Raw genomic sequence first — 24411 nt, 5'->3', positions numbered from 1 at the left:
CTAGTGACACGCCCCGTCACTCGGCCAAGCCGTGTTTCCGCAGCTCAACGCATACTTTCACCACCTAGAACCGACATGCATCTGCGGAACCCGGGTGATCCAGCGTCTCGGTTTGCCCGGGTGGCGGTAGCAGGCCCATTTGTAGAGCAGCCGCCACAGGTAGTCGTCCAGGGCGGTGAACGTCGCCTTGGACGCTGCGCCGCGGTAGTAGGCGGCCCAACCGCGCACGATCGGGTTGATCGCGCGCAGCACGGCTGCGGCATTGGCTCCGCGTAGGGCACGTACTTCCGCCGCGAGGCGGGCTTTGATCCTTTTGACGGCGTCCTTGCTGGGCGTGGTCAGCAGCTTCTTGTCTCCATACCGGCGCACGGTGAAGCCGAGGAAGTTGAAGCCTTCGCTGAGGTGGACCACTCGTGTCTTGTCCTCGTTGAAGGTCAGTCCTCGTTCCGCAAGCCAGGAGACGAGCCGGGTCTTGACGGCAAAGGTCTCCTCCCGGCTGTCGCACAGGGCGACGAGATCGTCTGCGTACACGACCACGACAGGGGTTCCGGGCACGGCGGCGTCGCACCCGCGTCGCGGGTCCCAGCGCCATCGTGTCCCGGCCGCCGTCGCCATCCCGTGCAGCGCCACGTTGAAGATCAATGGACTGATCACGCCGCCTTGGGGGGTGCCCTCGTCGGTCGGGGTGAGCTGTCCTTGATCGACCACTCCGGCTTTGAGCCACGCGGCGACCATGTCCCGGGCTGGGAAGGTGCCGAGTTGGTCCAGGATGCTGTCGTGGTCGGCGCGGTCGAACGCCGCGGTCAGGTCCGCGTCCAGCACCCAGCAGCGCTTGGTGCGAGGATTCGGCATCGTCCAGAAGATCGAGGCGATGGCGTCCTGACAGCTGCGTCCCGGGCGGAAGCCGTAGGTCCGAGCTTCGAACCGGGCCTCCCATTCGGGCTCCAATGCGTTGACGGCAACCGCTTGTAGCGCCCTGTCCATCATCACAGGAATACCGAGTCCGCGCTTCTTCCCGTTGGCCTTGGGGATGAACACACGCCGGACCGGCCGGGGCCTCCAGGTCGTACGCTGCCGCTGCACCTGCTCGACGAGATCCGTCTTCAGGCTGGGCGACAGCGCCGTTCGCCCGTCGATCCCGGGCGTTTTACGTCCGGCGTTCTGCTGCGCGACCCGGCGCACACTCACCAGAGCATTCGACCGGGAGCGAAGCATGAGCTTCTGTAGATTGCGGACCTTCTTCAGGTCCCCTGCCCGCGATGCCGCGAAGATGCGCTGCCGCAGCCGCCGTACGTTCTCCTCGGCCTGACCCCAGTCGACCTGGTCCCAGTCCAAGAACTCGTCCTCCGGTCCGTTCACCGCACCGGGCAGCACACGTGCGGTGGCCGCAGCCGCTGCGTCTGTGGCTGTCGTGATCGTCACGGCGTCCAACTTGTCCTTCGGTTCGGGTGCTGACACGTCATCGAGTCCTCGCAGGCTCACCCGACCCACGTGGGCGCTCTTTCAAGCCCGGGCACTCGGCCCGGTATCCGGCCGGTTCTTCCACGACTCCCGGCGGAGGGGCCGGGTCTTGCCTGTCCTGGTGTTCCCGTCGCCTTTCGACGCACCGGCATTCGCTTCTTGGGTCATCCTGCGCCCGCCGGGGAGTTGAAGCCGACCTCACGGCCGGCCTACCGGGCCGCTGGCCCGGACCCCGTCGGGGTTGTCACGTTCCGCACGCTTGAGCTGCGACCGGATTGGGCGCCCTCTATATCCCGGGGACGGTGGTGCTCCCACGGCCGTTGCCGACTCCACGACCGCCGCCTGCCGCTCTGCCACGGCGCAGTCCCTACGCCCCGGTGTATCACTCCATCCACCCGGGGCTCGTGATGACGAGACATCATCGAGGGTTCACGGTTGTTCGCCCGCCCGGTCTTCCCCTCACCTGTGTCCCCGGGACGGAGTCCGGGAACTCTTGGGCTTGAACCCGGAGCTTCGCACCCCGCCGTTACCAGCGACGCACGTCCGGGAGGGGACAGGCCTTGAGCACTGGCCCGGGCTACACCGCCGATATCGACACACTCATCGACATCCGGCCCTCCTCTCGTTGCAGCCACTCAATACGTGCGACCTCGTGCCGCACGTCGGCGCTCACGTAATTCCCCAGCTGTAGCGGTCTGCCGCTCACGTAATTCGGATCTGGCGATGATCTTGTGGTGATCGTCGGCTTGTTGTGGGTGTCCAGTGTGGACCGTGGTAGTAGATCACGGTGGATCTTGAGCGGCTGCTGCCGCACCTGGCGGAGGTCACGATCGACGGGGTTCAGCAGGTAGGCGGTGAGATCGTGGTCGATGCCCGGTCCCGCGCTGTGCGGGTGGCCTGTCCGGGCTGTGGTATCGAGTCGGCGCGGGTGCACGGCAGATACCGTCGGCGGCTGGCGGACACGGCCCTCGCCGGGCGGCCGGTAGTGATCCGGCTGCTGGTGCGGCGGTTGGCCTGCCGGACGAGTGCGTGCGACCGGGTCACGTTCGTCGAGCAGGTCCCGGGTCTGACGAGCGCGCATTCCCGGTATAGCCCGCCGCTGCGCGCGGCGTTGACCGCGATCGCGGTCGCTCTGGCCGGCCGGCCCGGTGCCCGGCTGGCCCGGAAGCTGGGCTTGCCCGCAGGGCGGGACACCCTGCTCGGTCTGCTCCGCGCAGCACCGCTGCCGCAGCCGGCCGTGGTCACGGTGCTCGGCGTCGATGACTTCGCCATTCGCCGAGGCCATGTCTATGGCACCGTACTGCTTGACATGGACACCCACCGGCCGGTCGATGTCCTTGCAGGCCGTGACGCCGAGCCGCTCGCCGCCTGGCTGCGGGAGCACCCCGGGACCGAAATCATCTGCCGGGACCGGGCCGGTGCCTACTCTGGCGGCGCCCGCAGCGGCGCCCCGGACGCAGTCCAGGTCGCGGACAGGTGGCATGTCTGGCACAACGTGGGCGAAGCCGTCGACAAGATCGTGACCCTGCATCACGCCTGCGTGCGTACCGCGTTGACCGCCAAGCTGGAAACCTGTCCAGCTCCCGGGAGCGAGCCACAGCCTGTCGTCGACACCGAACCAGCCGCAGACTCGCAACCAACAGCCGACTGTGGCGGCTCGCCGGGACAACCGCAGGCCCCGCCGGGAGCAGCCGGCCCTGCCGTGCCGGGCGGGACGCTCGACGTGTGCGGTCGGGAACGGCCGCTGGTCGCTCGGACCCGTGACCGATACGCGGCCGTCCAGCAGCTGCTGGCCGAGGACACCGCACTGTCCGAGATCGGCCGCCGGCTCGAACTGGACCGCACCACCGTGCGCCGCTTCGCCAGAGCGTCCAGCGTCGAGGAACTCCTCGTCAAAGCCGTCAACCGCGCCAGCGTGCTCGACGGCTACGCCGAACACCTGACCGCCAGGTTCGCTGAGGGTGTCACCAACGCCAAAACCCTGCACGCCGAACTGGCCACGGTGGGGTTCACCGGCAGCGTCCAGACCGTCCGCCGCTGGCTCCACCCCATGCGTACCGCCGCGCCCGCTACACCCGTCAAACCCGCGCGAACGCAGCCCGCCGAACCGGTCCGGCCCGCTGTCCCGAAACCGCGCCGCATCACCCGCTGGATCATGACCGACCCGCAGCGCCTCGCCCCCGGAGACCACGCCGAGCTCGGTGACGTGCTCGCATGTTGCCCCGAACTCCACGCCGTCGCCGGCCACGTCCGTGACTTCGCCGAACTGATGAACAAACATCGCGGCGACCGCCTCCTCGACTGGATGCACCGAGTGCAAGCGGACAACCTGCCCGCCCTGCACTCCCTCGTCAAAGGCCTGCGCCGCGACCTGGATGCTGTCACCGCCGGACTGACCCTGCCCTGGAACTCCGGCCCAGTAGAGGGCGCCGTTAACCGAATCAAGACCATCAAACGATCCATGTACGGGCGAGCCGGTTTCGACCTTCTGCGCCGCCGGATCCTGCTCAGCGGCTGACGACCGACCACAAGATCATCGCCAGATCCGAATTTCATGAGCGACGACACATCATCCAGTGGGAGTTCCTCCCGCAGGAGCTGGGGTTCGGGTCCGGGATGACGTGCTGGCGGCGGCTTGAAGAGTGGAACCGAGCCGGGGTCGGGAAACAGCTGCACGAGCTGCTCCTGGCCGAGCTGCATGCCGCGGGGAAGCTGGACTGGTCCCGGGCGGTCATCGACTCCTCCCACGTACGAGCCGCTCGTCGCGGCCCAAAAGCGGTCCGAGCCCGGTCGACCGCGCCCGAGCGGGCTCGAAACACCACGTCCTGACCGAGGGCGCCGGCATCCCCCTCGCCGCATCACTGACCGGCGGCAACCGCAACGACGTCACCGAACTGCTACCCCTGATCGACAAGGTCCCTCCCGTACGCGGCCGACGCGGCCGGCCACGCCAGCGGCCCGACGAGCTGTTCGCTGATCGCGCCTACGACCACGACAAGTACCGCAAGGCCGTACGACGCAAGGGCATCCGCCCGCGCATCGCCCGACGAGGCACACCCCACGGCTCAGGCCTCGGCGTCTACCGATGGGTGGTGGAACGCACCATCGCCTGGTACCACGGCATGAAACGGCTCCGCATCCGCTGGGAACGCCGAGACGACATCCATGAGGCATTCCTCGGCCTCGCCACCTGCGTGATCACGTACCGGCACATTGTCCGACTTTGTTAGGACCTCTAAGAAAAACTTGATAGCCCCTGGTGCGCTCCCTGGACGGCTGCCGGGGGGCATCAGGGGGCTTATCAAGGGAACACGCGAATCACTGCCCCGCGGCCGAACTCGGCGACGTACAGCGTGCCGTCAGGGGCGAGGGCGAGACTGCTTGGGTTCGCGAGGCCGTTGACGATGCCGCGCAGCTCTGAGTCGCGGAATGTCAGGACGCGACCTGCTGAGAAGTCGGTCAGGTAGAGCAGTTCTCCGTCAGCAGCCACATCGGCAACATCGCCTAGAGTGCCCGGTTCTGTGAGTTGTTCGGGTTCTGCTGGCATTGCAAGGTCGAACTTGAGCAACCTTCTCGGTGAGGGACCGGCGATTGCATAGAGGGTATCGGCAGCTGCTGCGAGGGCGATCGCGAAGCCCGTGAGGTCCGCGACGTGGGTCTGGTCTCCGGTGGAGTCGATCCGCCAGACCTCGCCTGTGTCGGTGCCCACGACAAGAGTTGTGCCCGTCCATGTCATTGAGGTGATGGCGCGGGATCCCGGCAGTTCGACGAGTTTGCTTCGGCGATAGTTGTGCACGGCCTCGAGAACGATGACACCGCGGTGATCTGTCATCCGTACGGCCAAGTCGCCGTTGGAGGCTGCTGCGATCGTGTCTGTGCGGCCGGTGTCAGAAGATCGTCCTGGCACCGACGTCAGGGTCGCGTACTTGCCTTCCTTGACTGAGGAGATCAGGCGCTGGCGTGTGCTGACCACGAGTTGGTCGCCGATGCACGCGATCCCGCCGATTGGCGGAAGTGCGGTCAGGACCTCGGCAGTGGAGCCGCGAAGGTGAGCACCGACGCTCACGGATGCAGAACAGTAGAGCCCGTCGTGATGCAGGCGGAGGTCGGTCGTGCCGTCGATCTTCGCGGTGAGCACTCCGCCCTTGTAGTACACGATGCTTTCGTCACCTGGCACAACGCTCACACTGTCCAGCGGTTCAGTCCAACTGGCGATGCCGTTGCTGACATGTCGCAGGACTCGTACTGGTGCTTTCTCGCCCCGCCGAAGGTGGAGGAGCGGTGGTTCGAAGGACAGCCGCACAGTTCGCTCCTGCTGCCCTGCGCCGATGACGCTGCCGGTAAACCGGGTGGACGCGTCGAACAGCTGTACGTACTTCGATGTTCCCGGCGGCTGGGCGGTCCAGACCTCGCCGACAACCCGCGAGTCCCACTCCCAGCGGACGTAGTCCCCAACCTGATACTGCTCAGCAGTCGGTACGATCCGGCTGATAGGCAGCCGGTCCTCGAGTCCAGTCAAACGAACGCCTTGGACGTCGGGGTGCAGCGTTCCGGCGTCGTCGCGGAATAGCTGGATAGCAACCTCGTCGACTCGGTACCAGTTGTCGCTGCCGAGATCCCGAGACACGACGATCGGTACCGCGGGCCCCTGCTTCGTCCCGTCGACGAGGTAAAGGTCGTGAAGACCTGCCGGTACGCCAGCGATGTCGACGGTTAGTGTGACAGCCGTACGTGCTCGAATTTGCAGCGGCTGATCGTCCATCCACACCGTGACGCCGGGGCCGGCGCGTTCGACTGATAGCTCCAGGCGGTCCTCACGTTGTTGATAGCCAATCATTGCAGGTGCCTGGTCGACGCCGCGGTCGAGAAGATCAAGCAGAGTGCTAGCAGCAGCTAGCTGCCGGAAGCATTCGTCTCGTGACCGGCACGGCAAGGCAGGCTTGTCTTTGTGGGACCGGTCTCCCTTGTGCAGACCCAGCGCACCGCCGAAAATCTCGACGAGTCGGTCCGCGTCCTGCGCCCGTGCCGAGATTGTGATTCGGTTGCTCGCCGTCTTGAACGCATCATCGACAAGTCTGTCGCCAATTGATTTCAGGCCGGTGCGCTGCTGAACATCATGCTCAACGCGGCGATAAGCGGCGAAGATCGCGTCGTCGAACAAGCCGCTCCGCAGTTGGTGCCCTGCAGCCTCTACGATCTCCGGCCGCAGCGCCGTGAACAGGACATCGAGCGGGTCGAGCGCCAACTGCTCGCTGTCGGAGGTTTCAGCGTCGTTCGACCCGGTGCCGGTCGTTTCCTCCTCCCAGCCGGTGGCGGGCGTGTGCACGAGCCGATTGCGCATCTGCTGGATCTCGTGCCATTTCTTGGCGTCCAGTGCCAACAGTCGACCGACGTTGACAAGTCCTCGGAACTGGCGCACGTCGCGGTTCAAGGTGAAATTCCACCGCCAGGGCTCCTCCGGCGTGCGGCCAGCGGTCTTCCAGAACGATGGAGCCTCGTGGGCCAGGACACCGACGCGTGCGACCCGATCTCGCGCTTCGGTCAACTCCGGATGCACATCATCACCGGTTGGTTCGCCATCCGTCTCGCCGTCGCTGGGAATCTGGGTGGCCTCGGCCTCGTCACCCGCGGCATCAATCAAGATCAGACCAACGGCTTCGGCGAACTCTAGCCTCGGTCTTTCGTGACCAGTCGATCATGGTGACCGACTCGGCTTGTTGATCTTTGTGTAGGTCGGTGGGTCGTGCGGGCGTGCCGAGGTCCCGGCGCGTTGGCCGGTTTCCTCCGTGCGGTGTCGACGCGATCGGGTGTGGGCGTCAGCCGGTCGGGCGTGGTAGCTCGTTGAGGCGACCGAATGCGGTGGTGAGATCTGTTGCCCAGGGCCAGGTTTCGGCGATTCGGAGTCGGGTTCGGCGGGCGGTGCGGGTGAGGCGGGCGGCGACGTGCAGGAGCCGGTAGCGCAGTCTCTTGGGTTCGGCGGCGGCGAGTTCGCCGTCCAGGAGCAGCATCTGGGTCCATGCCAGGAGGTCGATGCCGGTGAGGGCGAGTTGGAGCCAGGCGGCGTTGATGGCGAAGACCCGTGACGGGAACCGGCCGAAGCCGGTGTCCTTGCCGGTGCGGATGCGGTCTTCGACGCGGGCGTGGGCGCGGTGGCGGGCCTCCAGGTACTGGATGGAGCCGCTGGTGGGGTCGCCGGGTGGGGTGTCGGTGGCGGTGACCTGGTGGCGCATGCCTTCGATGGTGTCGAACAGCGACAGTTGGGCGCCGGGGTGCGGCCGTTCGCGGCGGACGATGAACCGGGTCCCGGCCGGGTAGCCGTCGTCGGGGACGAGACCGGTCAGTTCGCAGACCTGTGCGCCGTCACGGGGTTCGCCGTCGCTGTCGAGTGCCGGCACCCATTGCAGGTGCTGTTTGGCGGTCAGGATCGCCTGGCGGATCGGTTCGGTGATCGCGACGCCGACGGAGTATCGGGTGTCCAGGCCGTGCTCGCGCATGCCGCGGATGTGGGCGAGGAGGCCGTGGGTGCAGCCGGCGGAGTCGGCGCGGATCAGGATCGGCGTGCCGTGCCGCAGGTGGTCGGGGATCTGCGCGAGTGCCTGGTCGAGGACGGTGATGTGGTCGGCGGTGGTGTTCGACCCGGCCCGGCCTTCGCGCAGCATCCCGGACAGCGCCTCACGGGTGTTGTCCAGGAAGCAGAACAGCGGATGGTAGCCGAATGTCCGTTTCCACGTCGGGGTCGCCGCTTCCTTCTCCGAGTGGCACAACACGATCGTGGCGTCCAGATCCAGGACCAGACCAGGGACCGTCCGGCCCGCCGCCGATGCCTCGGGTAGCCCGCCGCGGGTCTCGAGGCGTTGTGCCCACGCCAGTTCCCGGGCCTGGGCACGGGCGTCACGGAGCTGGCCGAGGGCAGCACTGTCCATATCGGACAGCAGCCGCCACGCGGTCGGGTCTGACGCCACCGGCCCGAACAGCGCCGCCTGATCCCGCAGCACCGCCAGATCCGAGATCGTCGCACCGCCGTCGGCGAGCATCACTGCCAGATCGACCGCGACCCGGCCCGGGTCATGCACACCGCGCCGCTGCCGCAACCCGGCCAAGGCGTCACCGCACGCCGCGGTCAAGCCGGTCGCCTCGGCAACATCGGCCAAGAGGCGGGCACCGGCGTGGCCGACCACGCCACGCCCGTCGCCACTCACGATGATCTTCGGACGCGATCCGGTAGCCTTCACTCGGCAGGTGCCTTCCATGGCGGACGATCAGGGCCTTCGACAAGCCAGATCATCCCAGATGGCAGGCACCTTCCTCATTTCCGATCATGAACCGCGGACAGGCTTACTGAAAGACCCGGGCTAGGCTCGTGACCTCGACTGGATCGGCATCCTCCACGTGTTCTCGCTCAGCCGCCCAACGCAGGAACGCGACCAGGAGCGTCAGATCGTCTTGGGCGCCGGCGCCGGCGCAGACGCTCACGCCGCGCAGGGTGAGCCGGACCTCGTCGGTGTCCGAGAAGTATGACCTGCTCCAGGAACGAGGCATCAGCTTGGCGGGCAATGCTGCCAGTGCGGCCTGTGCATCCGAAATGCCGTGCACGCGGTCAAGGACCCGGTCGACCTGCGCGAACGTCGGCCAAACACCATGCTGCCGCAGCTGGTCGTACACGACCTGCAGAACGACGCTGCCACGATCGGCCTGCCTGTCTGTCACGGTCTGCATTCTTCACCACTGGCCGCCTGCGCCGCTCGCGGTTTCGCATGGATGCTTAGAAGGCGGCGCTGTTGCCGACCAGTGCGCGGCGGATCAGTGATTTCGGGTTGCGACCCGAACTCAGTGACTGGACCACATCGGTGATCCGACGGTCGTCCTAGTCCATCTCAATCGCCGCATCGATGTCGTGGGGTTCGACGGCGTCGCGGGCGAAGGACCCGAAGAGGCGGTTCACTCGTTTTGGGGTTCGTCCGATGGTGTGGAGTGCTGTTGTGGTTGTCGCTGGGCCGCGGTCGGATGGGGTGGAGGGTTCATTCCAGAAACGTTGAGCGGCAGCGGAGGTTGTCATGGCCGAAGTTGATGTGATCGTTCGGGATCCGGCGACCGGGCTATTTGGTTTCCGGGTGGAGCTTGGTCGTGATCGCGCTGGGTCGCGGTTGCAAGCGCGGCGGGGTGGGTTCGTGACGGAGCGGGCGGCCCTGGCCGAGTATCGGCGGTTGTGCCGGCAGCGTGATGCGCAGCGGCCGAAGTTGCGGTTGTCGGACTCGGTGCAGTCGTTGTGTGAGGACTGGCTGGCGGGTCGGGCGCAGCAGTTGCAGCCGAACACGGTCTACAACTACCGCTGTCTGTTGAACTTGATCTATCCGTTTGTGGGTCGGGTGCGGGCGTCGCGGTTGAGTGGGCGGATGGTCGAGCGTGCATATGAGCAGTTGGAGGCTGCTGGGTATTCGCGGACGACGTTGCGGACGTTGCATCTGGTGCTCGGTAAGGCATTCGGGGAGCAGACTAGTCGGACTCTCGGCGCGTGCAAGCCGCGGGAGTCTGACGACCGGCGTCCGGTGTGGACCGTGGACGAGGTCCGGGCCTTCCATGAGCATGTTGCTGCCGATCGGTTGTTTTCGATGTGGCGATTGCTGCTGACGACCGGTTTGCGTCGCGGTGAGCTGTGTGGTCTGCGCTGGTGTGATCTAGAGCCGGATGTTGCGACGTTGGCGGTTCGCCGGCAGCTGGTGGTTGAGGAGCCGTCGAGTCGGGTGCGGGTGAAGCCGCCGAAGTCGCACAACGGCACCCGCAGTCTGGTGCTCGATCCGGCGACGCTTACCGTCGTGACCGGTGCGAGGCCGCGGGGGAGGAAGGCGGTCGTGTCCGGGTACATGTTCACCGGCCGGCACGGTCAGCCGCTGCGGCCGGACAACGTCACAGACCGGTTCAACCAGCTCGCGGTCGCTGCAGGGGTCCGCCCGCTCGGCCCGCACCAGGTCCGGCACCTGGTCGCCTCGAATCTGCTGGACCTTGGGTACGGCATTGCCGAGGTAGCTGAGCGACTCGGTCATGATCCAGCGACGTTGATGCGCTACTACTCCCGTGTCAACGCCGGCCGCCGACGGCAGAGCGCCGACGACCTTGCAGGACTCATCGCGCCGGACTTCACTCCGACCGCCGAGGCGCTGAGCGCGGCATGAACGACAAACGCCGGCTCCGGACAGCGGCCGGGCTTCGGCGGCGAGGTGATTCGTGGACCCCTTTACTCGGCCAGTTTATGCTTTCGGTGACCTGGGAGAACGTGCTTGAGCACGTCGCTGGGGCCTTCAACGACCTGGGGGTCAAGGGGTCGTGGGTTCGAATCCCGCCGTCCCGACCGGGTGACAAAGGCCAGCTCAGCTGGCCTTTTCTATTTGACCTGACCGATGTGTAGTCAAGGGGTCCGACACGCGTTTTTACCCGTACGACCGTACGGTTTGCGCCGTAGGTGGCTGCGCAAGGTGCTTGATGACCTCCTTGCCGTTACGCCGGACGGAGTCAAGGGGTCCGTGATGGCCTGCCGTCGATCGACATGCACTGCGATTGAGCAGGCAATATGCCAATGTTGGCTGTCGTGGCACCACGTGATCGACACCTTGACCAGGGCGGTTTGATCTCCCTCAACCAAGAAGTCCACTGTGGATGATCACGACACATCTCTGACACGAACACCCGTACGGTGATCTCTTGCGGTCGGCGAGCGTGCAGCCGTGAGCGCGGCTGAGCGAAGGGTTCGTCGCGCTGAGCCCTGCAAGGTCGTCGGCCTTGGGTCATGGTCGGCCGTGCGAACGCGTGCACGTTGTCCTGCCACGGCGTCATACGTTGAGGCGTGCCGGTCGTCTTGTCATGCGTAATCGAACCGTGAGCGGTTGGTTGCGGCTGCGAGACCCGGTCATCGAGGTCGCGGCGCTGCTCAATCGAGTGGAGCGGCAGCCAGGCACCGACCCGGTTACCGACGGTTGGTTGTGCGGTTGAGGCTTGGTGCTGTTGGACGGACGCGTTCGTTGACGACTCGGACGAGCAGGGCGGTTCCGTCAGTGCCGACGGAGAGCAGCTCGCGGGACCGTTGCCGGTGGGCCTGCCACCAGCGGTGTAGTCGACCGGCGTCGCGGATGTAGCGCCGGAGGTTGCCCTCCTGAAGATCCTGATGAACGCGGCGTTCGATGCCCCGGAACATTACGAGCGTTCTGCCGCCGCTCAACGGCATGAGGAACGACGTGCCGTTCAGGACGGGTCCGTACGGAATCCTCAGCTGTGCGCTGATGCTGTCCGGCCAGGATTCCTCGATGGGCAGCATGCCCGCGCTGTGGCCGCGTTGCCGGGTTGTCGTGTAGTGGGCGGCCGTCGAGCTGTCGCCGGCGAAGAGCAGTACCGACGCGGCGGCGGTGCGGTTGAGGACCTGCGCCAGCCAGGAGCGTCGGTCCTCCGGGATGACGTACGGTGCGGCTGGCTCGGTTGGTCCGGTGGGCGCCGCTGGGGGAGGGTTTGTACCGGTGGCTGGTGCGGGGGCGCCCTGGGAGGCGTCGGGCTCGTGTTCCCCGATGCGCCAGCTGAACTCGTCCGGTGCCTCGTTGATGAGCTCGTCGAACTCCTGGCTGGGGCCGGACCAGAGTTCGTCGTCACCGGGTGGGTCAAGGATGTAGGAGTGCACGCCGGTGTGGGCTAGGCGTGAGGCGACCATCAGCCCGTACAGCGGGTGTTTGCCGATGGTGACGGTCCGGACCTGGAGGCACGCGTCGGCCAGCTGCTTGTAGATTTCCCGCATCCCGCCGTGGGTGCCCTTGCACTCGAGGACCGCGATGCGGACGTCGGTCTGGTTGCCGTCGCTGCGGTGTCCGACGAGGAAGTAGTCCGGTCGTTTCTTGGTGCCGGGCTCGTTGCGGACCTCGCCGACGACGTCGTCGATGTAGCCGTGCCGCAGGGCGACGTCGGCGTCCACGGCTCGGAAGACCCAGCCGGGGTGTCGCCGCTGCAATGCGGCCTGAGCCACGATCAAGGCCAGTCCGATGCCGAGCTGCTCGGACTGGGCGACCTTGTGGTGGTGCACGACGTCGCGGGCGGCAGCAGGGGTTAGGGCAAGGAGCCTGCTGCGCCCGGCTCGGAGTGTGGCGCAGTACCGGACGTGCGCCCAGTGCTGCGACACCGTCACGAACTGCGATCGGGTGAGGAGCGTGGTCGCCACGCCGAGTTCGCGAAGCACGGCGGCCGGGCTGGTCTGCAACTCGCCGGGGACAGAGACCGGTACGGGCTCCTTGAGGTAGGGGATGCCCGGTGTGTCGACAGCGGCCTTCTTGGCCAGCAGCTGCACGCGTGCGGCGTCGGTCTCGGACGATCTGACCGGCAGCCTTGCTGGCGTCGCCAGACTGCGCAGGGCCGGTCCGATGTCCATGGCACCTCCATCCACGGCGAATGGAAGTAGCGTACATCGATATAACATTCAGTACTTGCATCAATCCAATCCGTGAGCTGAATGAATGAGTAGTGTCGTGACCCTTCCTTGGTGGGACTTCGCTGGGTAGGCTCGCCGCTACGCAAAGCATTGGGGGGCGTGGATGGCGGTCCGCGAGATCGGGCAGAGGCGGGCTGACTGCCCGAACGAGTCTGCCGCGGACCTCGACTTCGGAGTCCTATGACTGACCCGATGCCGGTCCTTGCCGCGCGACAGCTGCTCGGAGATGCCGACGCTCTTGCCGATAACGCGGACGTCCTCCGCAACTCCGTCGACTTCCTCAAACGCGATGTCCGTGCCGCCCACGACCGTCTTCGCACCCAGCTCGTCGCCGAGCAGCTCGCGGCGGTGCGGGCCGACTCGCTGCGATCCGCCTCCGGCAAAGCGATCCGCAATATCGGCAGACTGCCGCAGTACGGGTACCGCAGCGTTCTGGACGTCCTCGGAACGTCGCCTGGATCGCTGCAGCAGATACCTGACATCGGCGAGGCGACCGCCACGGCGATCCACGCTGCGGCTCAGGCGGCCGCCACGTCGGTCGACCACGAGACCGTCGTCCGCTTCGACGCCGACCAGGCGCCGGACAGCCACGTCGACCTGCTCCGCCTCCTGCACACCCTCGCCACCGTCATCCGTGTGCATGCCGCGACCGCCGACCGCGCGGACGTCCTCGCCGCCAACCTGGACCGCGCGCTGGCGGCCGCGTCTCCGGCCGGTCTCCGTTTGCACCGGATCTTCGCGTGGCCGGCCAGCCGTCGCAGGGCTCAGCAGGCGCTCGTCGAGCTCCAGAACCTGTTGGGGACCGTCGACGCGGTCATCGTCCGGGCAGCAATTCGAGACATCACCAACGCCGTTGCCAAGGCTGACCGCACCACGCCGGCGACGTTGTGGGCGGACTACGTCGGTGCCGCTGCGATGTACCAGACGCTCCTTGCTGAGGTCCGCGGCCAGCCGGTCGACGAAGCCGATACCACGACCGGTTTCGTGCCCCGCCAGATCGAGGACGAGGCGCGGAAGGTCAAGCTCGACACTACCTACCTGCGGGTGCGCCTGCGCACCTATCAGGTGTTCGGCGCCCAGTACACCATCGACCGCAAGCGGGTCATCCTCGGCGACGAGATGGGCTTGGGCAAGACCATCGAGGCGATCGCCGTCATGGCCCACCTCTACGCCAACGCTCAAAGGCACTTCCTCGTCGTCTGCCCGGCCAGCGTGCTCTACAACTGGATTCAGGAGATCGAGGAGCACAGCGCGCTCAAGGTGTACAAGGCACACGGCGGCGGCAGGCAGGACGCTGTCGCCGAATGGACGGTCGCTGGCGGCGTGGTCATCACGACGCTGCAGACGTTGCGGTCGCTGACGTTTCCCGCGGGCGTCCGGCTCGATCTGCTGGTCGTCGACGAGGCTCACCTGGTGAAGAACCGGTCCACGCTGCGCTCGCAGGCGGTGGCAGCCCACGCCGGCAACGCGTCGCGGGTCTTGCTCATGACCGGAACGCCGATGGAGAACCGGGTCGAGGAGTTTCACAGCCTCGTCCGGTACGTCGACGAGCGCCTCGCCGGTCGGCTCCTGCCGGGCAACCAGGTGCTGAGCGCACGAACCTTCCGGATGAAGGTAGCCGAGGTCTACCTGCGCCGTACGCAGGAAGACGTCCTCAAAGAGCTGCCGGAACGACTGGACGTCGACGACTGGGTCGAGCTCGACACGGCCGAACGGCAGCGGTACCTCGACGCGGTCCGCCACCGCCAATTCATGGACATGCGGCGGGCCGCGTACCTGATCGGCACCGACGAACCCACCACCAAGCTCGAACGAATCAAAGAGATCGTCGACGAGTCCGCGGCCAACGGCTGGAAGGTCGTCGTGTTCTCCTACTTCCGCGGCGTCCTCGACCGGGTCGACGCCACCCTCACCAGCTCGGTGCGCTTCCACCTCACCGGCAGCACCCCGACGAGCCAGCGGCAGCGCATCGTCGACAGATTCCGAGAGCACTCCGGGCACGCGGTGCTCCTCGGTCAGATCGAAGCCGCCGGCGTCGGCCTCAACCTGCAGGCCGCATCAGTCGTCGTGATCACCGAGCCGCAGCTCAAGCCGAGCACCGAAGACCAGGCCATCATGCGCAGCTACCGCATGGGGCAGCCGAGGATGGTCCGGGTCCATCGCCTCCTCGCCAAGGACTCGGTCGACGAACGCATCCTGCAACTGCTCGCAACCAAACGAAGCCTGTTCCACGCGTACGCCCACGAGTCCGAGGCGAAACACACCGACACGGCCGCCGTCGACTCCTCCTACACGGTGGAGGTGTCGACCGCGGACGAGGCACGCATCATCAGCGAGGAGCGGGCGCGGCTCCTGCCGTAGCGCCCGAACTGTTCGGTCACCGGTGGCGCTGCGGCGTACGGGCCTGGCGTCGCTCGCAGCTGACGGCTCTTGCCGCCTGCCGCTGACCGTCGCCGGTGGCGGCTGCGCCATCCAGATGGTCTCCGGGCTGCTCGGCCTCACCGTCCACCATGCCACGCCGACCTCCCGGGCCGGGCTCCGGCTCGACGTCGCCGACTACCTCCGCAACGCCGGCCGTTGCGCTGACACCATCGTCCAAAACCGGAGTACATGGGGTTGCTTGTCGGCCGTGTAGCCATGGCTTAGTCATGTGCATAAATATGCCCCCGAGAGAGCGCAGCACGGTCTCGAGGACGACAGGCCTGCGGCTGCGGGAGCAGTGACGTCCCTGATGCGGGTGCACTGATCAGTGCCCCCGATGCCCGGAAGAGGTCAGCCGATGGGCTGCGCAGTACCATCCGTTCCGGTCGAACCTATCTAACATTGACTGGATGACGTCGATGCTTTGGTTGCTTTACCTGCTCCGATGTCAACGGTGTCCGTGATGCGCTATTTGCTCCTCAACTGACGAGGGATGCGAAGACGTCTATGGTGCGGTTGATCGGCTTCCTGTGTGGGTAGGTGTGCGTGCGCGTCAAATCGTTCCGCGTGAGGAACTTCCGGCGGTTGCGTAACGTTGTTATCGATCTTGACGCTGACACGACGGTGTTCGTTGGCGCGAACAACAGCGGGAAGACTTCCGCTGCACAAGTGTTCCGGCTGTTCCTGGGGTCGGAGAAGGGCCGATTCCAGCTCTACGACTTCACCGCTGATTGCTGGGCCGAGTTCGATGCGTTCGACCCGTCCGTCGACGATCCGGATGTGCGACTCCCCCGGATCGAGCTTGACATCTGGCTGGACTTGACCGGCGACGAAGTGAACCTGCATCGCGTTGTCGACTTCCTCCCGGACCTGGACTGGGAGTCGGGACTGGTCGGTGTCCGGCTTTCATACCAGCCCAAGAACGCCAAGTCTCTCATCGAAAACTTTGTGGAGTGCCACGACCGGGCGCTGGCTACGGATCCCCCCGATGGCTCGGTCTACGCGCCGTGGCCGCAGGCCCTGACGGAGTATCTGACCCGCGAACTGCAGCGCGAATACCAAATCACATACGCGGTCCTCGACGCCTCCCGCTGTGACGAACACGGTGAGCCTCTCAACGGCTACGTGCCTGACGTCTTCGGCGGCAACGAGAGCGGGCTTGGCGCGAAGCTGGACGCGCTCATCTGCGTCGACTTTCTGGACGCTCAGCGTCACCTCGTTGACGGGGAAAGCCGGGGCCGTTCCGAGAACCTGTCACGGAAGCTCAGCGGCTTCTACGCTCGGCATCTCGAGCAGCATGAACATGATCTCAAGGCGGCCGCCGCCATCGCCGACTCCGAAAGCCGCCTCAACACGCACTACGAGAAGGCGTTCGAGCCGACGCTGGACAAGCTCGCCGATCTTGGCTATCCCGGCTTCGTTCACCCACGTCTGGTGGTGAAGGCCGCGTTGAACCCGCACACGATCCTCAGCAGCGGAGCCCGGGTGCATTACGCGCTGCCGGCTGCAGGTGACGGCCCTGCAGGGACGCCGGAGCGGACATTGCCCGACCAGTACAACGGCCTGGGCTTCAAGAACCTGATCTTCATGGTGGTCGAGGTGCTGGACTTCCATCACCGATGGATTGACGCCGAGGGTGAGCGGCCGCCGATCCACCTGGTGTTCATCGAGGAGCCTGAGGCGCATCTGCACGCTCAGTTGCAGCAGGTCTTCATCCGGAAGATCCGCGAGATCCTGCCGGCAGTGGATCCGGCGTTCACCACGCAGATGGTGGTGACGACGCATTCTGCGCACATCATCTACGAGAAGTCGTTCGAACCGATCCGGTACTTCAAGCGGACCGGAGTGGACGGCAACCTGCACCACACCGACGTCAAGGACCTGATGACGTTCCAAGGCACGACAAGCGACGCGACCCGGCACTTCCTGCGGCAGTACCTCCGGCTGACCCATTGCGACCTGTTCTTCGCCGATGCGGCGATCCTGGTCGAGGGCAACGTCGAACGGCTGGTACTGCCACTGATCATCCAGCAGTCAGCACCTGAGCTGCAGTCAAGCCATCTCACCATCCTCGAGGTCGGCGGTGCCTTCACCCACAAGTTCCGCGAACTGCTGGACTTCCTCGGACTTCCAACGCTGCTCATCACCGACATCGACAGCGTCCACGGGGCAGGCTCAGGAACTAGCGATCAGGACCCAGGCGAAGAGGCCGACGGACGGACGGCGTGTATGACCACCGTCGCGGGGGCCGTCACGAGCAACGAGACGCTGGCCACCTGGATCCCGGCCCTCCGAAGCATCGACGAACTGCTCGATCTCGACGACGACAAGAAATGCCCGCCCACTACCAACGGCGGCCGTGGACACATTCGCATCGCGTACGAGACCCGTCAGACGGTGACGTGGGGCGGCGCCACAGAAGACCGCGCCGGCCGGACCTTCGAAGAGTCGTTCGCCCTGCAGAACCTTGCCTGGTGTCAGGAGCCCGCACAGACAGACCTCCGCCTCCGTGTTGCGAAAGCGGCGAGTATGACGCTCGACGACCTCCACAAGAAGATCCACAACCGGGTCAGAGCCTTCGACAAAACGGACTTCGCGCTCGCACTCATCACCAAGAACCTCGATGAATGGGTCGGACCGCAGTACATCATCGACGGCCTACGGTGGCTACGCGACCGGGTTGTCGTCGATGCGTCTGACGTCGTCGCGTTGCCGGTGCTCGACCCCGAGGTTGCCGAGTGACCGGCCGAGCAGGCGCCGCGGACACGGACGCTGACCGGCGGATCCGCGAAGTGCTCGCAAAGCCCGGCAAAACGGGCTTCGTCGTCACCGCCGGGGCGGGTTCCGGGAAGACCACCTCGCTGGTCAAGGCGCTGGCGCATGTAGCGGCCGACCGCCGGGTGCGGCTGCGTGCGCGCACCCAGCAGATCGCGTGTATCACCTACACCGAGGTGGCTGCCGCCGAGATCCATAGCGATGTCCAAGACGACCCGCTGGTCCACGTATCCACGATCCACAGCTTTCTGTGGGGCTTGATCGCACCGTTCCAGCACGACATCGGCACTTGGGTTGAGGCGCGTATCGCCGCCAAGCTTGCGGAAATCGACGACGACCTCGCGAAAACTAGGACGGCGGCCAAACATGACACGCTGAACAGTGATCGGGCGCGGTACGAACGACAACTCACCGCGCTGGAAACCATCCGCACGTTCACCTACGGCGTCGGCCCCGACTACGGCCGAGGGCAGGTCGGTCACGCCGACATCCTGAAAATGGTCCCGCAGCTGCTCACCGAGCGACCGTTACTGGCCAAGATTGTCGCCGCGCGCTTCCCGTTCATCTTCATCGACGAGAGTCAGGACACCGAAGCAGCTGTTGTCGCGGGGCTCATCCACGTTTACCGAACGGTGACCAGCGACTTCTGCCTCGGCTTCTTCGGCGACCCCATGCAGCAGATCTACCCCGCAGGTGTCGGCCGGATACCGGCCGAGCCCGACTGGACCCTTATCACCAAACCGGAGAACTTTCGCTCGTCCCGGCGCGTCCTCGAAGTCGTCAACCGCGTCCGCGCCGCGGCCGACGGCGACCAGCAACTGCACGGCCGCCCAGCCGAGCAGATCCCGGACGGACACGCCTACTTCTTCGTGCTTCCCGGGACCGCAGACCGTGTCGACAGCATGAACGCCGTCCGCCGGTGGCTCGCTCTGCGCACATCGAACACCGACTGGCTCAGCGACGAGCCCGGCGGCGCGAAAATCCTTGTGCCGATGCACAAACTCGCGGCGCGCCGGCTCGGTTTCATGGGCCTGCACACAGCGTTCCACCCGAAGAAGCCGCCGGCTTTGGCCGCGGCATTTGTCGACGGCACAGCCTGGCCCATCACACCGTTCGTCAACGTCATCCTGCCGCTGTGCAACACCGGCACCGACGACGCTGCACTGCGGATCCTGCGTAAACACAGCATCCTGCTCCGCGACCTCACCGGACAAAGCGGCGTACGCGTCCGGCTTGCAGCCGCCCGCGAGGCGATCGCCGCGCTGCGCACCATCGTCGCAGCCGCTGGCCCTGACTCGGTTGGCCATGCCCTCAAAACGGCCCACAGCACCGGGCTGATCGACCCGGTCCCGCAACTGGCCTGCTACCTCGACCCGGAAGGGCCACACCGCGACCAGGTCATCAGTGACAAGACGCGAGAAGTCCTCGACGCGTTCATGGCATGTGACGTCCGCGAGTTCGACGGCTACCTCCGCTACGTCAGCAGCCAGTCACCCTACTCGACGCAGCACGCCACCAAAGGCGCCGAATTCTCCCGCGTCGTCGTGCTCATCGACGACTCGGAAGGGCCGTTCCCGAGCTTCTCCTACGACAAGCTGCTTGGAATCACCGACCTGTCCGCCACGGACCGCGAGAACACCGCAAACGGCAAAGACAACGCGGTCGACCGAACCCGGCGCCTGCTGTACGTGTGCGTCTCACGTGCCCGAGAGGAACTCGCCGTCGTCATCTACGCCACCAACGTCGAGGCAGCAACCCTAGCCATCAAGGTCAACCAACTGACCGACCAGCCACTGACACTTACCGAGGTCCTCAACGACCTCGCTGAGTCCACTCCCACGACCTAAAGCGGCAGCGCACGCCTGGCCGTCTGCAGTTCGGTCGAACTTTGGCGGCCCGCGGGAATGCCTGTATGAACGGACCAGTCGGTGGGACGAATATCCGAGTGGGACCACCCCATCCGGTCAATGGATGCACCGATCGCCCTTTGCGAGACTGGCACCATCTTTGCCGAGACTGAGGTGGTATGAGTGATGCAGGTGCTGCTGCAACTGTCGGGCGCCGACGATGCGGAGACGGATGACATCACGTTGGCTGTGCGGAAGGTGCTGCGCGAACTTCCGATTGACGCCATCACCGCACCGACCGTTGCCGCGCAGCCCGGCACGCGCAGCGAAACGGCGGTCCTGGTCGGTCAGCTGGTCCTGACGATGGCCTCGACGCCGGCGGTGGTGCAGGCAGTGGCGGCCGGGCTCGCCGGTTGGTTGCGCCGGCAGCGGTCGCGACGCGTCCTTATGCGGATCGGTGACGCAGAGATTGAACTCGACGGTCCGAACGATGATGTTACGGCTCGACTGGCCGATGCGTTCATCGCCCATATCGAGCGCGAGGGCCGGTGACAAAGCGCGCCCTGATCATCGCGAACAGCAATTTCGAAGATCAGGGTCTCTCCGTCCTGCATGGGGCGGTGGCGGATGCGACGCGGTTGACCAGCGTGCTCGAGGATCCGGGCATCGGTGGATTCGAGGTGACGGTCCTGCGTGACGGAACGTCCGTCGACATCCGGAGGCAGCTGCAGCGTTTCTTTGAGGCAGCGCAGCGTGACGACGTGCTGCTGCTGCACATCTCCACGCACGGCGACCGAGACGATAACGGCGGCCTGCACTTCATCGCTCGGGATACCGACCCGAGACTGCTCGCCGCCACCGGCGTTGCGGCGGCATGGTTGAACGAGCGCATGCAGATGAGCCCGGCGACCAGGGTGCTCCTGCTGCTCGACTGCTGCTACAGCGGTGCGTTCGCCGACGGACTGAACTCCCGGTCGGGCGGCACGGGTGCTGCGGCGGTGGAGTTCAACGAGCTCGCCGGCCAAGGACGGGTCGTGATTACCGCATCGAGCAAGGTCCAGCTCGCGTACGACATGAACCCGCTGGGCGAAGGCCGAGATCCGGACGAGCCGAGCCTGTTCACCGGCTACGTCATCGCCGGGTTGGAGACCGGCAACGCTGACATCGACGGTGACGGTTACATCGACACCGAGGACCTCTTCTGCTATGTGGAGCAGCACGTCCGGCGCGACGCGCCGAACCAGACCCCGACGATGTCGGCGTCGAACCGGCATGGCGGTCCGCTGGTCATCGCGAAGAACCGGTCCAGCACCCGGCATCCCGACGCGGTGTTCGTCGTCGGCGCGAATGCGGTAGCCGCACCGGGCGACGCGGTGCCGGACGGGATCGCCAGGCAGCGTCGGAGGTCACGGCGCGTCTGGCGCAGGCACGTCCGCGGTGCGCTCGTCGGCGCGGCTGCGACGGCCGCCGTGGCGGCCGTGGTCATCGCCGCCGTCCTACACTGGGGGCCTGCGGGTAACAACGGTGTACCGGGGGGCGGCAAAGGCAGTGGGTCCAATGGATCCAGCGGGTCGAACCCGCCGAATCCCTGGAACTTCATGACCTTCGGCCCCCTCCGGGAGGCGCCGTCGGCACAGTCATGCCTCGGACTCTTCGGTATGTGCATCGACGGGTCAATCGATGATGCCGTGCAGGCGTTCGGCCACAACGAAACGGTGGCCAATCCATCGGATCATCCAGGGTGGACCTGCCACAGTTGGGAGATACCGCAGCTGCGAGGCGTCAGCGTCTGCGCGAAAGACGGCAGGATCGTCGAGTTCACCCTGTTCATTGCGCCTGGGACCCAGGCGTCGATCGCGCTTCCGGACGGTATCGTTGCCGACTTCCCGCTGAAGCTCGGACCTGCCGTGAAGCGGTTTTCTGAGCGGCTGGGGGTCCACCCGTATGCCTTGGTCAACCTAGACGGCGAAGGCTACTGGTCGAACTCGGCGGCCTGGCGTTTCACCGGCGCCGAGGGCATCACCTTGGCGCAGATGCGGATTGGTGGCAACGGCGACAAGGCGTTTCTGTTCGATCACCGGTGCGACTACGGCTACTACGTCGATCAGACGGCTGACGTCGATGTCGGTTTCATTTTCGTGCATGCCGACAACGATGATCCCGAGGATAAGGACTGCCCTCCGGAATAGGGGCCTGGGAGGCGACCGCGCGGCATAGTCAGCCGCTTCGCAGCCGGACCAATATGAGTGGGACGCGAGGGTGCGCCGACGCCTCCTACTGTGGTGAACCGCTTCGCCGAAACTGCACCGCACCCACACCGTCGGCCCATGACAACGGCGCGCCCGAGTAATAGACTTGCGACTTTGGATACGGCCCGAACGGCGGCGGCGAATGCCTCGAAAGAAGATGTGGGTTGACTACGACGACGGGTCGCATCTCTCCAAGTCGCAGAAGAAGCCCGGCGAGTACAGTCCTCTGACCCGCGAAGACGGCACCAACAAGCTAGGCCACGTCACTCTGAGCGACATCGACGAGGACGACGAACTAGATCCGCCGATGGTGTTCGACTATGCCATGGATTCGAGCTCACCCGACAGGCCTCTGGCGCCGGCGGAGCCATGGTTGTCGGAGCAGGAGAAGGAGATACTCGGCGCACTGCTCATCCTCGGCGCCGCCGCCGTGCACAAAGCCAAACCGCATGTGACCAAATGGCTGGCCGAACAGGCGGTACCGGCCGTGAGGTTGAGGTGGAGTCGCTTCAGATTCCGCGAGACCGGTCGGCCGGGCGCCCGTGCCGAGCAGGCCGCCGCGGCAGAGGCCGCTGCCCCGACCGAGACGCAGGAAGTGGTCGCCGCGATCGAGGCGTACCGGGTCAGCATGAGCACCGAAGAAGCGCGGAACCGTTTCCTGGCGGCCCTCGTGACCCGGCTGTACAGCGAAGAGCAGCTCAGGGTGCTCCGGGAAGCCCGGATCGAGGATGTCAATGGCCTCCTGGCACTGGACAGCATGATGGAGGCGCTCACCGCCGACCAGCTCCGTGCAGCCATCACGGCGCTGCTCGAGGAGGATCCGTCCCTGCTCGGCGACGACGCGTCGGTTGGGCTCGGGAAAATCCTCGGTGGAGGCCAACCCGAAGCCGTCTGCGTACCACTTGCCGGCGAGCCGTCCGCAGAGCCGCTTCGAACCGACCACAGGATGTAGCTGCGACGAGCTGGCCGCCCGGCGTCGACGAACAACCCAGTACCCAGCCGGTCATCGTGCCGCCATCTGCGCGCCCGATCCTCGCCTATCGCTCGTCAAAGCCGCCCAATCTGCCCGACGAGTACGTCGGCCGCACGCCCCCTGGGGCGACGACGAGTATCGACGCGTGGTTGAGCGAGTGATCGGTCAGGGGGCTGCGCACCCGCGGGAAGCAGCACAACAGCTGCTCCCTCGACTCACACGACTGCCGTCTGCGCTTCGGGGTGCACATCTTCGACACCCATGGATGCGGGTGCGGGCTACTCGTCGACTGGTCCGGCGGAAAGCCGGAAGAGGTACGGCGAGCCTGCCCGGTGGCCGGCCTCGCCGAGAAAGTGCGTCTCCGCGTCCTGGAGTACCGACAGTGAGTCCGGCGACGTTAGGACTGCTTCGCCTGGGTTGATTGCGGTGAACATCAAATCAGTCCAACTGGGATCAGTTCGGGACCAGACAGTCAAATGGTCCGGTACCCACAAGACCCACACTGTGTCGACCGTCAGGTCCAATGGGGTGAGCGCAGCTCCGATGAAGTGCGATTCGTGGGTTTCGAGTGCGAACCGGTCGAGTGGATGAACTACGAGAAATATGTTCCGCGATACGTCATCGCTGGTCTTTCGGAGCAAGCTCCGCTGGGCCCGCTCAAGTAGCGGTCGGGCGTCGGTCAGGATGTCGTTCGCACTTTCAACCATGACTGTCAAAGAAGATCCGAGTGCGTCACCCGCGGTTCTGGCGACATCGATTGCATGATCGAATTCCCGGTAGGGCCCCGGCATGGACTTGATCTCGAACGCGACTTCGCTGGTGCCTGCTGGCAGCAGTATGAACGGATTTGCGGCGGACAGCCTGAAGCGGAGGTCGACGTCCCCGTGTGTGTCGATCGCGAACGGTGTATCGCCAAGGAAGGCGGTGGTGAGAATCGCCGCGAGATGCTCGCCGGAGCGCACCTTGAGTCCGGCCAGTTGATCCGGCGGAAGCTGCAGCAGCGCGTCGGCGGCGCGCACGACTGCTCGATGCCAGATGGCGATCACCTGCCCGCCGGTGTACTCGCGATCGTCTTCGCTCACCGGATGAAGGCTAGTCGCAGAGATGGATGAACGCAGCTGCGTTTCGGAGTCCTATGACCTGCGTCCGACCATGCGGCGGGACGCCAAGTTCCGAATCCGAGCTGTGAGCCAGTAGATCGAAGATTGCCTGCGGTCGGATCGTGAG

General features: G+C 65.7%; 14 protein-coding genes and 1 pseudogene. 9 read left to right on the top strand and 6 right to left on the bottom strand.

Annotation, left to right across the window (positions count from 1 at the left end):
* Positions 1–57: 57 nt before the first annotated feature.
* A complete protein-coding gene (gene ltrA / locus AB0I21_RS36675; RefSeq protein WP_360568165.1) occupies positions 58–1422 on the bottom strand; it encodes a group II intron reverse transcriptase/maturase in 1365 nt (454 codons plus the stop codon).
* A gap of 826 nt (positions 1423–2248) precedes the next feature.
* Between ltrA and AB0I21_RS36670 the strand changes: the two genes are divergently transcribed.
* Positions 2249–3979 carry an ISL3 family transposase gene (locus AB0I21_RS36670; protein WP_360568164.1) on the top strand — a complete coding sequence of 577 codons (1731 nt, stop codon included), beginning with the start codon at positions 2249–2251 and terminating at the stop codon, positions 3977–3979.
* A 53-nt stretch (positions 3980–4032) separates the two neighbouring features.
* A pseudogene (locus AB0I21_RS36665) lies at positions 4033–4691 on the top strand (IS5 family transposase); the annotation flags it as partial.
* Positions 4692–4762: 71 nt separating this feature from the next.
* Here AB0I21_RS36665 and AB0I21_RS36660 read toward each other — a convergent pair.
* The 3 genes from AB0I21_RS36660 to AB0I21_RS36650 form a co-directional block, all read right to left on the bottom strand.
* Complete coding sequence (locus AB0I21_RS36660; RefSeq protein WP_360568163.1) at positions 4763–7102, bottom strand: TIGR02391 family protein; 2340 nt, start codon at positions 7100–7102, stop codon at positions 4763–4765.
* Positions 7103–7277: 175 nt separating this feature from the next.
* Positions 7278–8711, bottom strand: coding sequence for an IS1380 family transposase (locus tag AB0I21_RS36655; protein ID WP_360568162.1), 1434 nt, complete (start codon positions 8709–8711; stop codon positions 7278–7280).
* Positions 8712–8796: 85 nt separating this feature from the next.
* Entirely contained in the window at positions 8797–9168 is a 372-nt protein-coding gene (locus tag AB0I21_RS36650) for a hypothetical protein (protein WP_360568161.1), read from the bottom strand.
* A gap of 347 nt (positions 9169–9515) precedes the next feature.
* On the opposite strand from AB0I21_RS36650, the gene AB0I21_RS36645 reads away from it, so the two are divergent.
* A complete protein-coding gene (locus AB0I21_RS36645; RefSeq protein ID WP_360568159.1) occupies positions 9516–10631 on the top strand; it encodes a site-specific integrase in 1116 nt (371 codons plus the stop codon).
* A gap of 788 nt (positions 10632–11419) precedes the next feature.
* Here the strand turns inward: AB0I21_RS36645 and AB0I21_RS36640 are convergent.
* Complete coding sequence (locus AB0I21_RS36640) at positions 11420–12859, bottom strand: hypothetical protein (RefSeq protein WP_360568158.1); 1440 nt, start codon at positions 12857–12859, stop codon at positions 11420–11422.
* A gap of 252 nt (positions 12860–13111) precedes the next feature.
* Between AB0I21_RS36640 and AB0I21_RS36635 the strand changes: the two genes are divergently transcribed.
* From AB0I21_RS36635 to AB0I21_RS36610, 6 genes are all read left to right on the top strand, one after another.
* Positions 13112–15280: a DEAD/DEAH box helicase gene (locus tag AB0I21_RS36635; RefSeq protein WP_360568156.1), complete on the top strand. Its 2169-nt coding sequence runs from the start codon at positions 13112–13114 to the stop codon at positions 15278–15280.
* Positions 15281–15886: 606 nt separating this feature from the next.
* Positions 15887–18082, top strand: a complete 2196-nt coding sequence (locus tag AB0I21_RS36630; RefSeq protein WP_360568155.1) for an ATP-dependent endonuclease — start codon at positions 15887–15889, stop codon at positions 18080–18082.
* A complete protein-coding gene (locus AB0I21_RS36625; protein ID WP_360568153.1) occupies positions 18079–19962 on the top strand; it encodes a UvrD-helicase domain-containing protein in 1884 nt (627 codons plus the stop codon). Before AB0I21_RS36630 ends, AB0I21_RS36625 begins: the two co-directional genes overlap by 4 nt.
* 183 nt (positions 19963–20145) lie before the next feature.
* Entirely contained in the window at positions 20146–20514 is a 369-nt protein-coding gene (locus tag AB0I21_RS36620) for a hypothetical protein (protein WP_360568152.1), read from the top strand.
* Positions 20511–22151 (top strand): caspase family protein, encoded by a 1641-nt coding sequence (locus tag AB0I21_RS36615; RefSeq protein WP_360568151.1) that lies wholly within the window; start codon positions 20511–20513, stop codon positions 22149–22151. The genes AB0I21_RS36620 and AB0I21_RS36615 overlap by 4 nt, the downstream gene beginning before the upstream one ends.
* Before the next feature lie 217 nt (positions 22152–22368).
* Positions 22369–23163 carry a hypothetical protein gene (locus tag AB0I21_RS36610; protein ID WP_360568150.1) on the top strand — a complete coding sequence of 265 codons (795 nt, stop codon included), beginning with the start codon at positions 22369–22371 and terminating at the stop codon, positions 23161–23163.
* 299 nt (positions 23164–23462) lie between these two features.
* Here AB0I21_RS36610 and AB0I21_RS36605 read toward each other — a convergent pair whose 3' ends face one another.
* Complete coding sequence (locus tag AB0I21_RS36605; RefSeq protein ID WP_360568148.1) at positions 23463–24266, bottom strand: hypothetical protein; 804 nt, start codon at positions 24264–24266, stop codon at positions 23463–23465.
* Positions 24267–24411: the final 145 nt, after the last annotated feature.

Origin of the sequence: Dactylosporangium sp. NPDC050588, assembly GCF_040654975.1 — a bacterium.
GTDB classification, from domain to species: domain Bacteria; phylum Actinomycetota; class Actinomycetes; order Mycobacteriales; family Micromonosporaceae; genus Dactylosporangium; species Dactylosporangium maewongense.
Note: the sequence above shows the minus strand (reverse complement) of the source record. Positions and strands in the feature narration are given on the sequence as shown.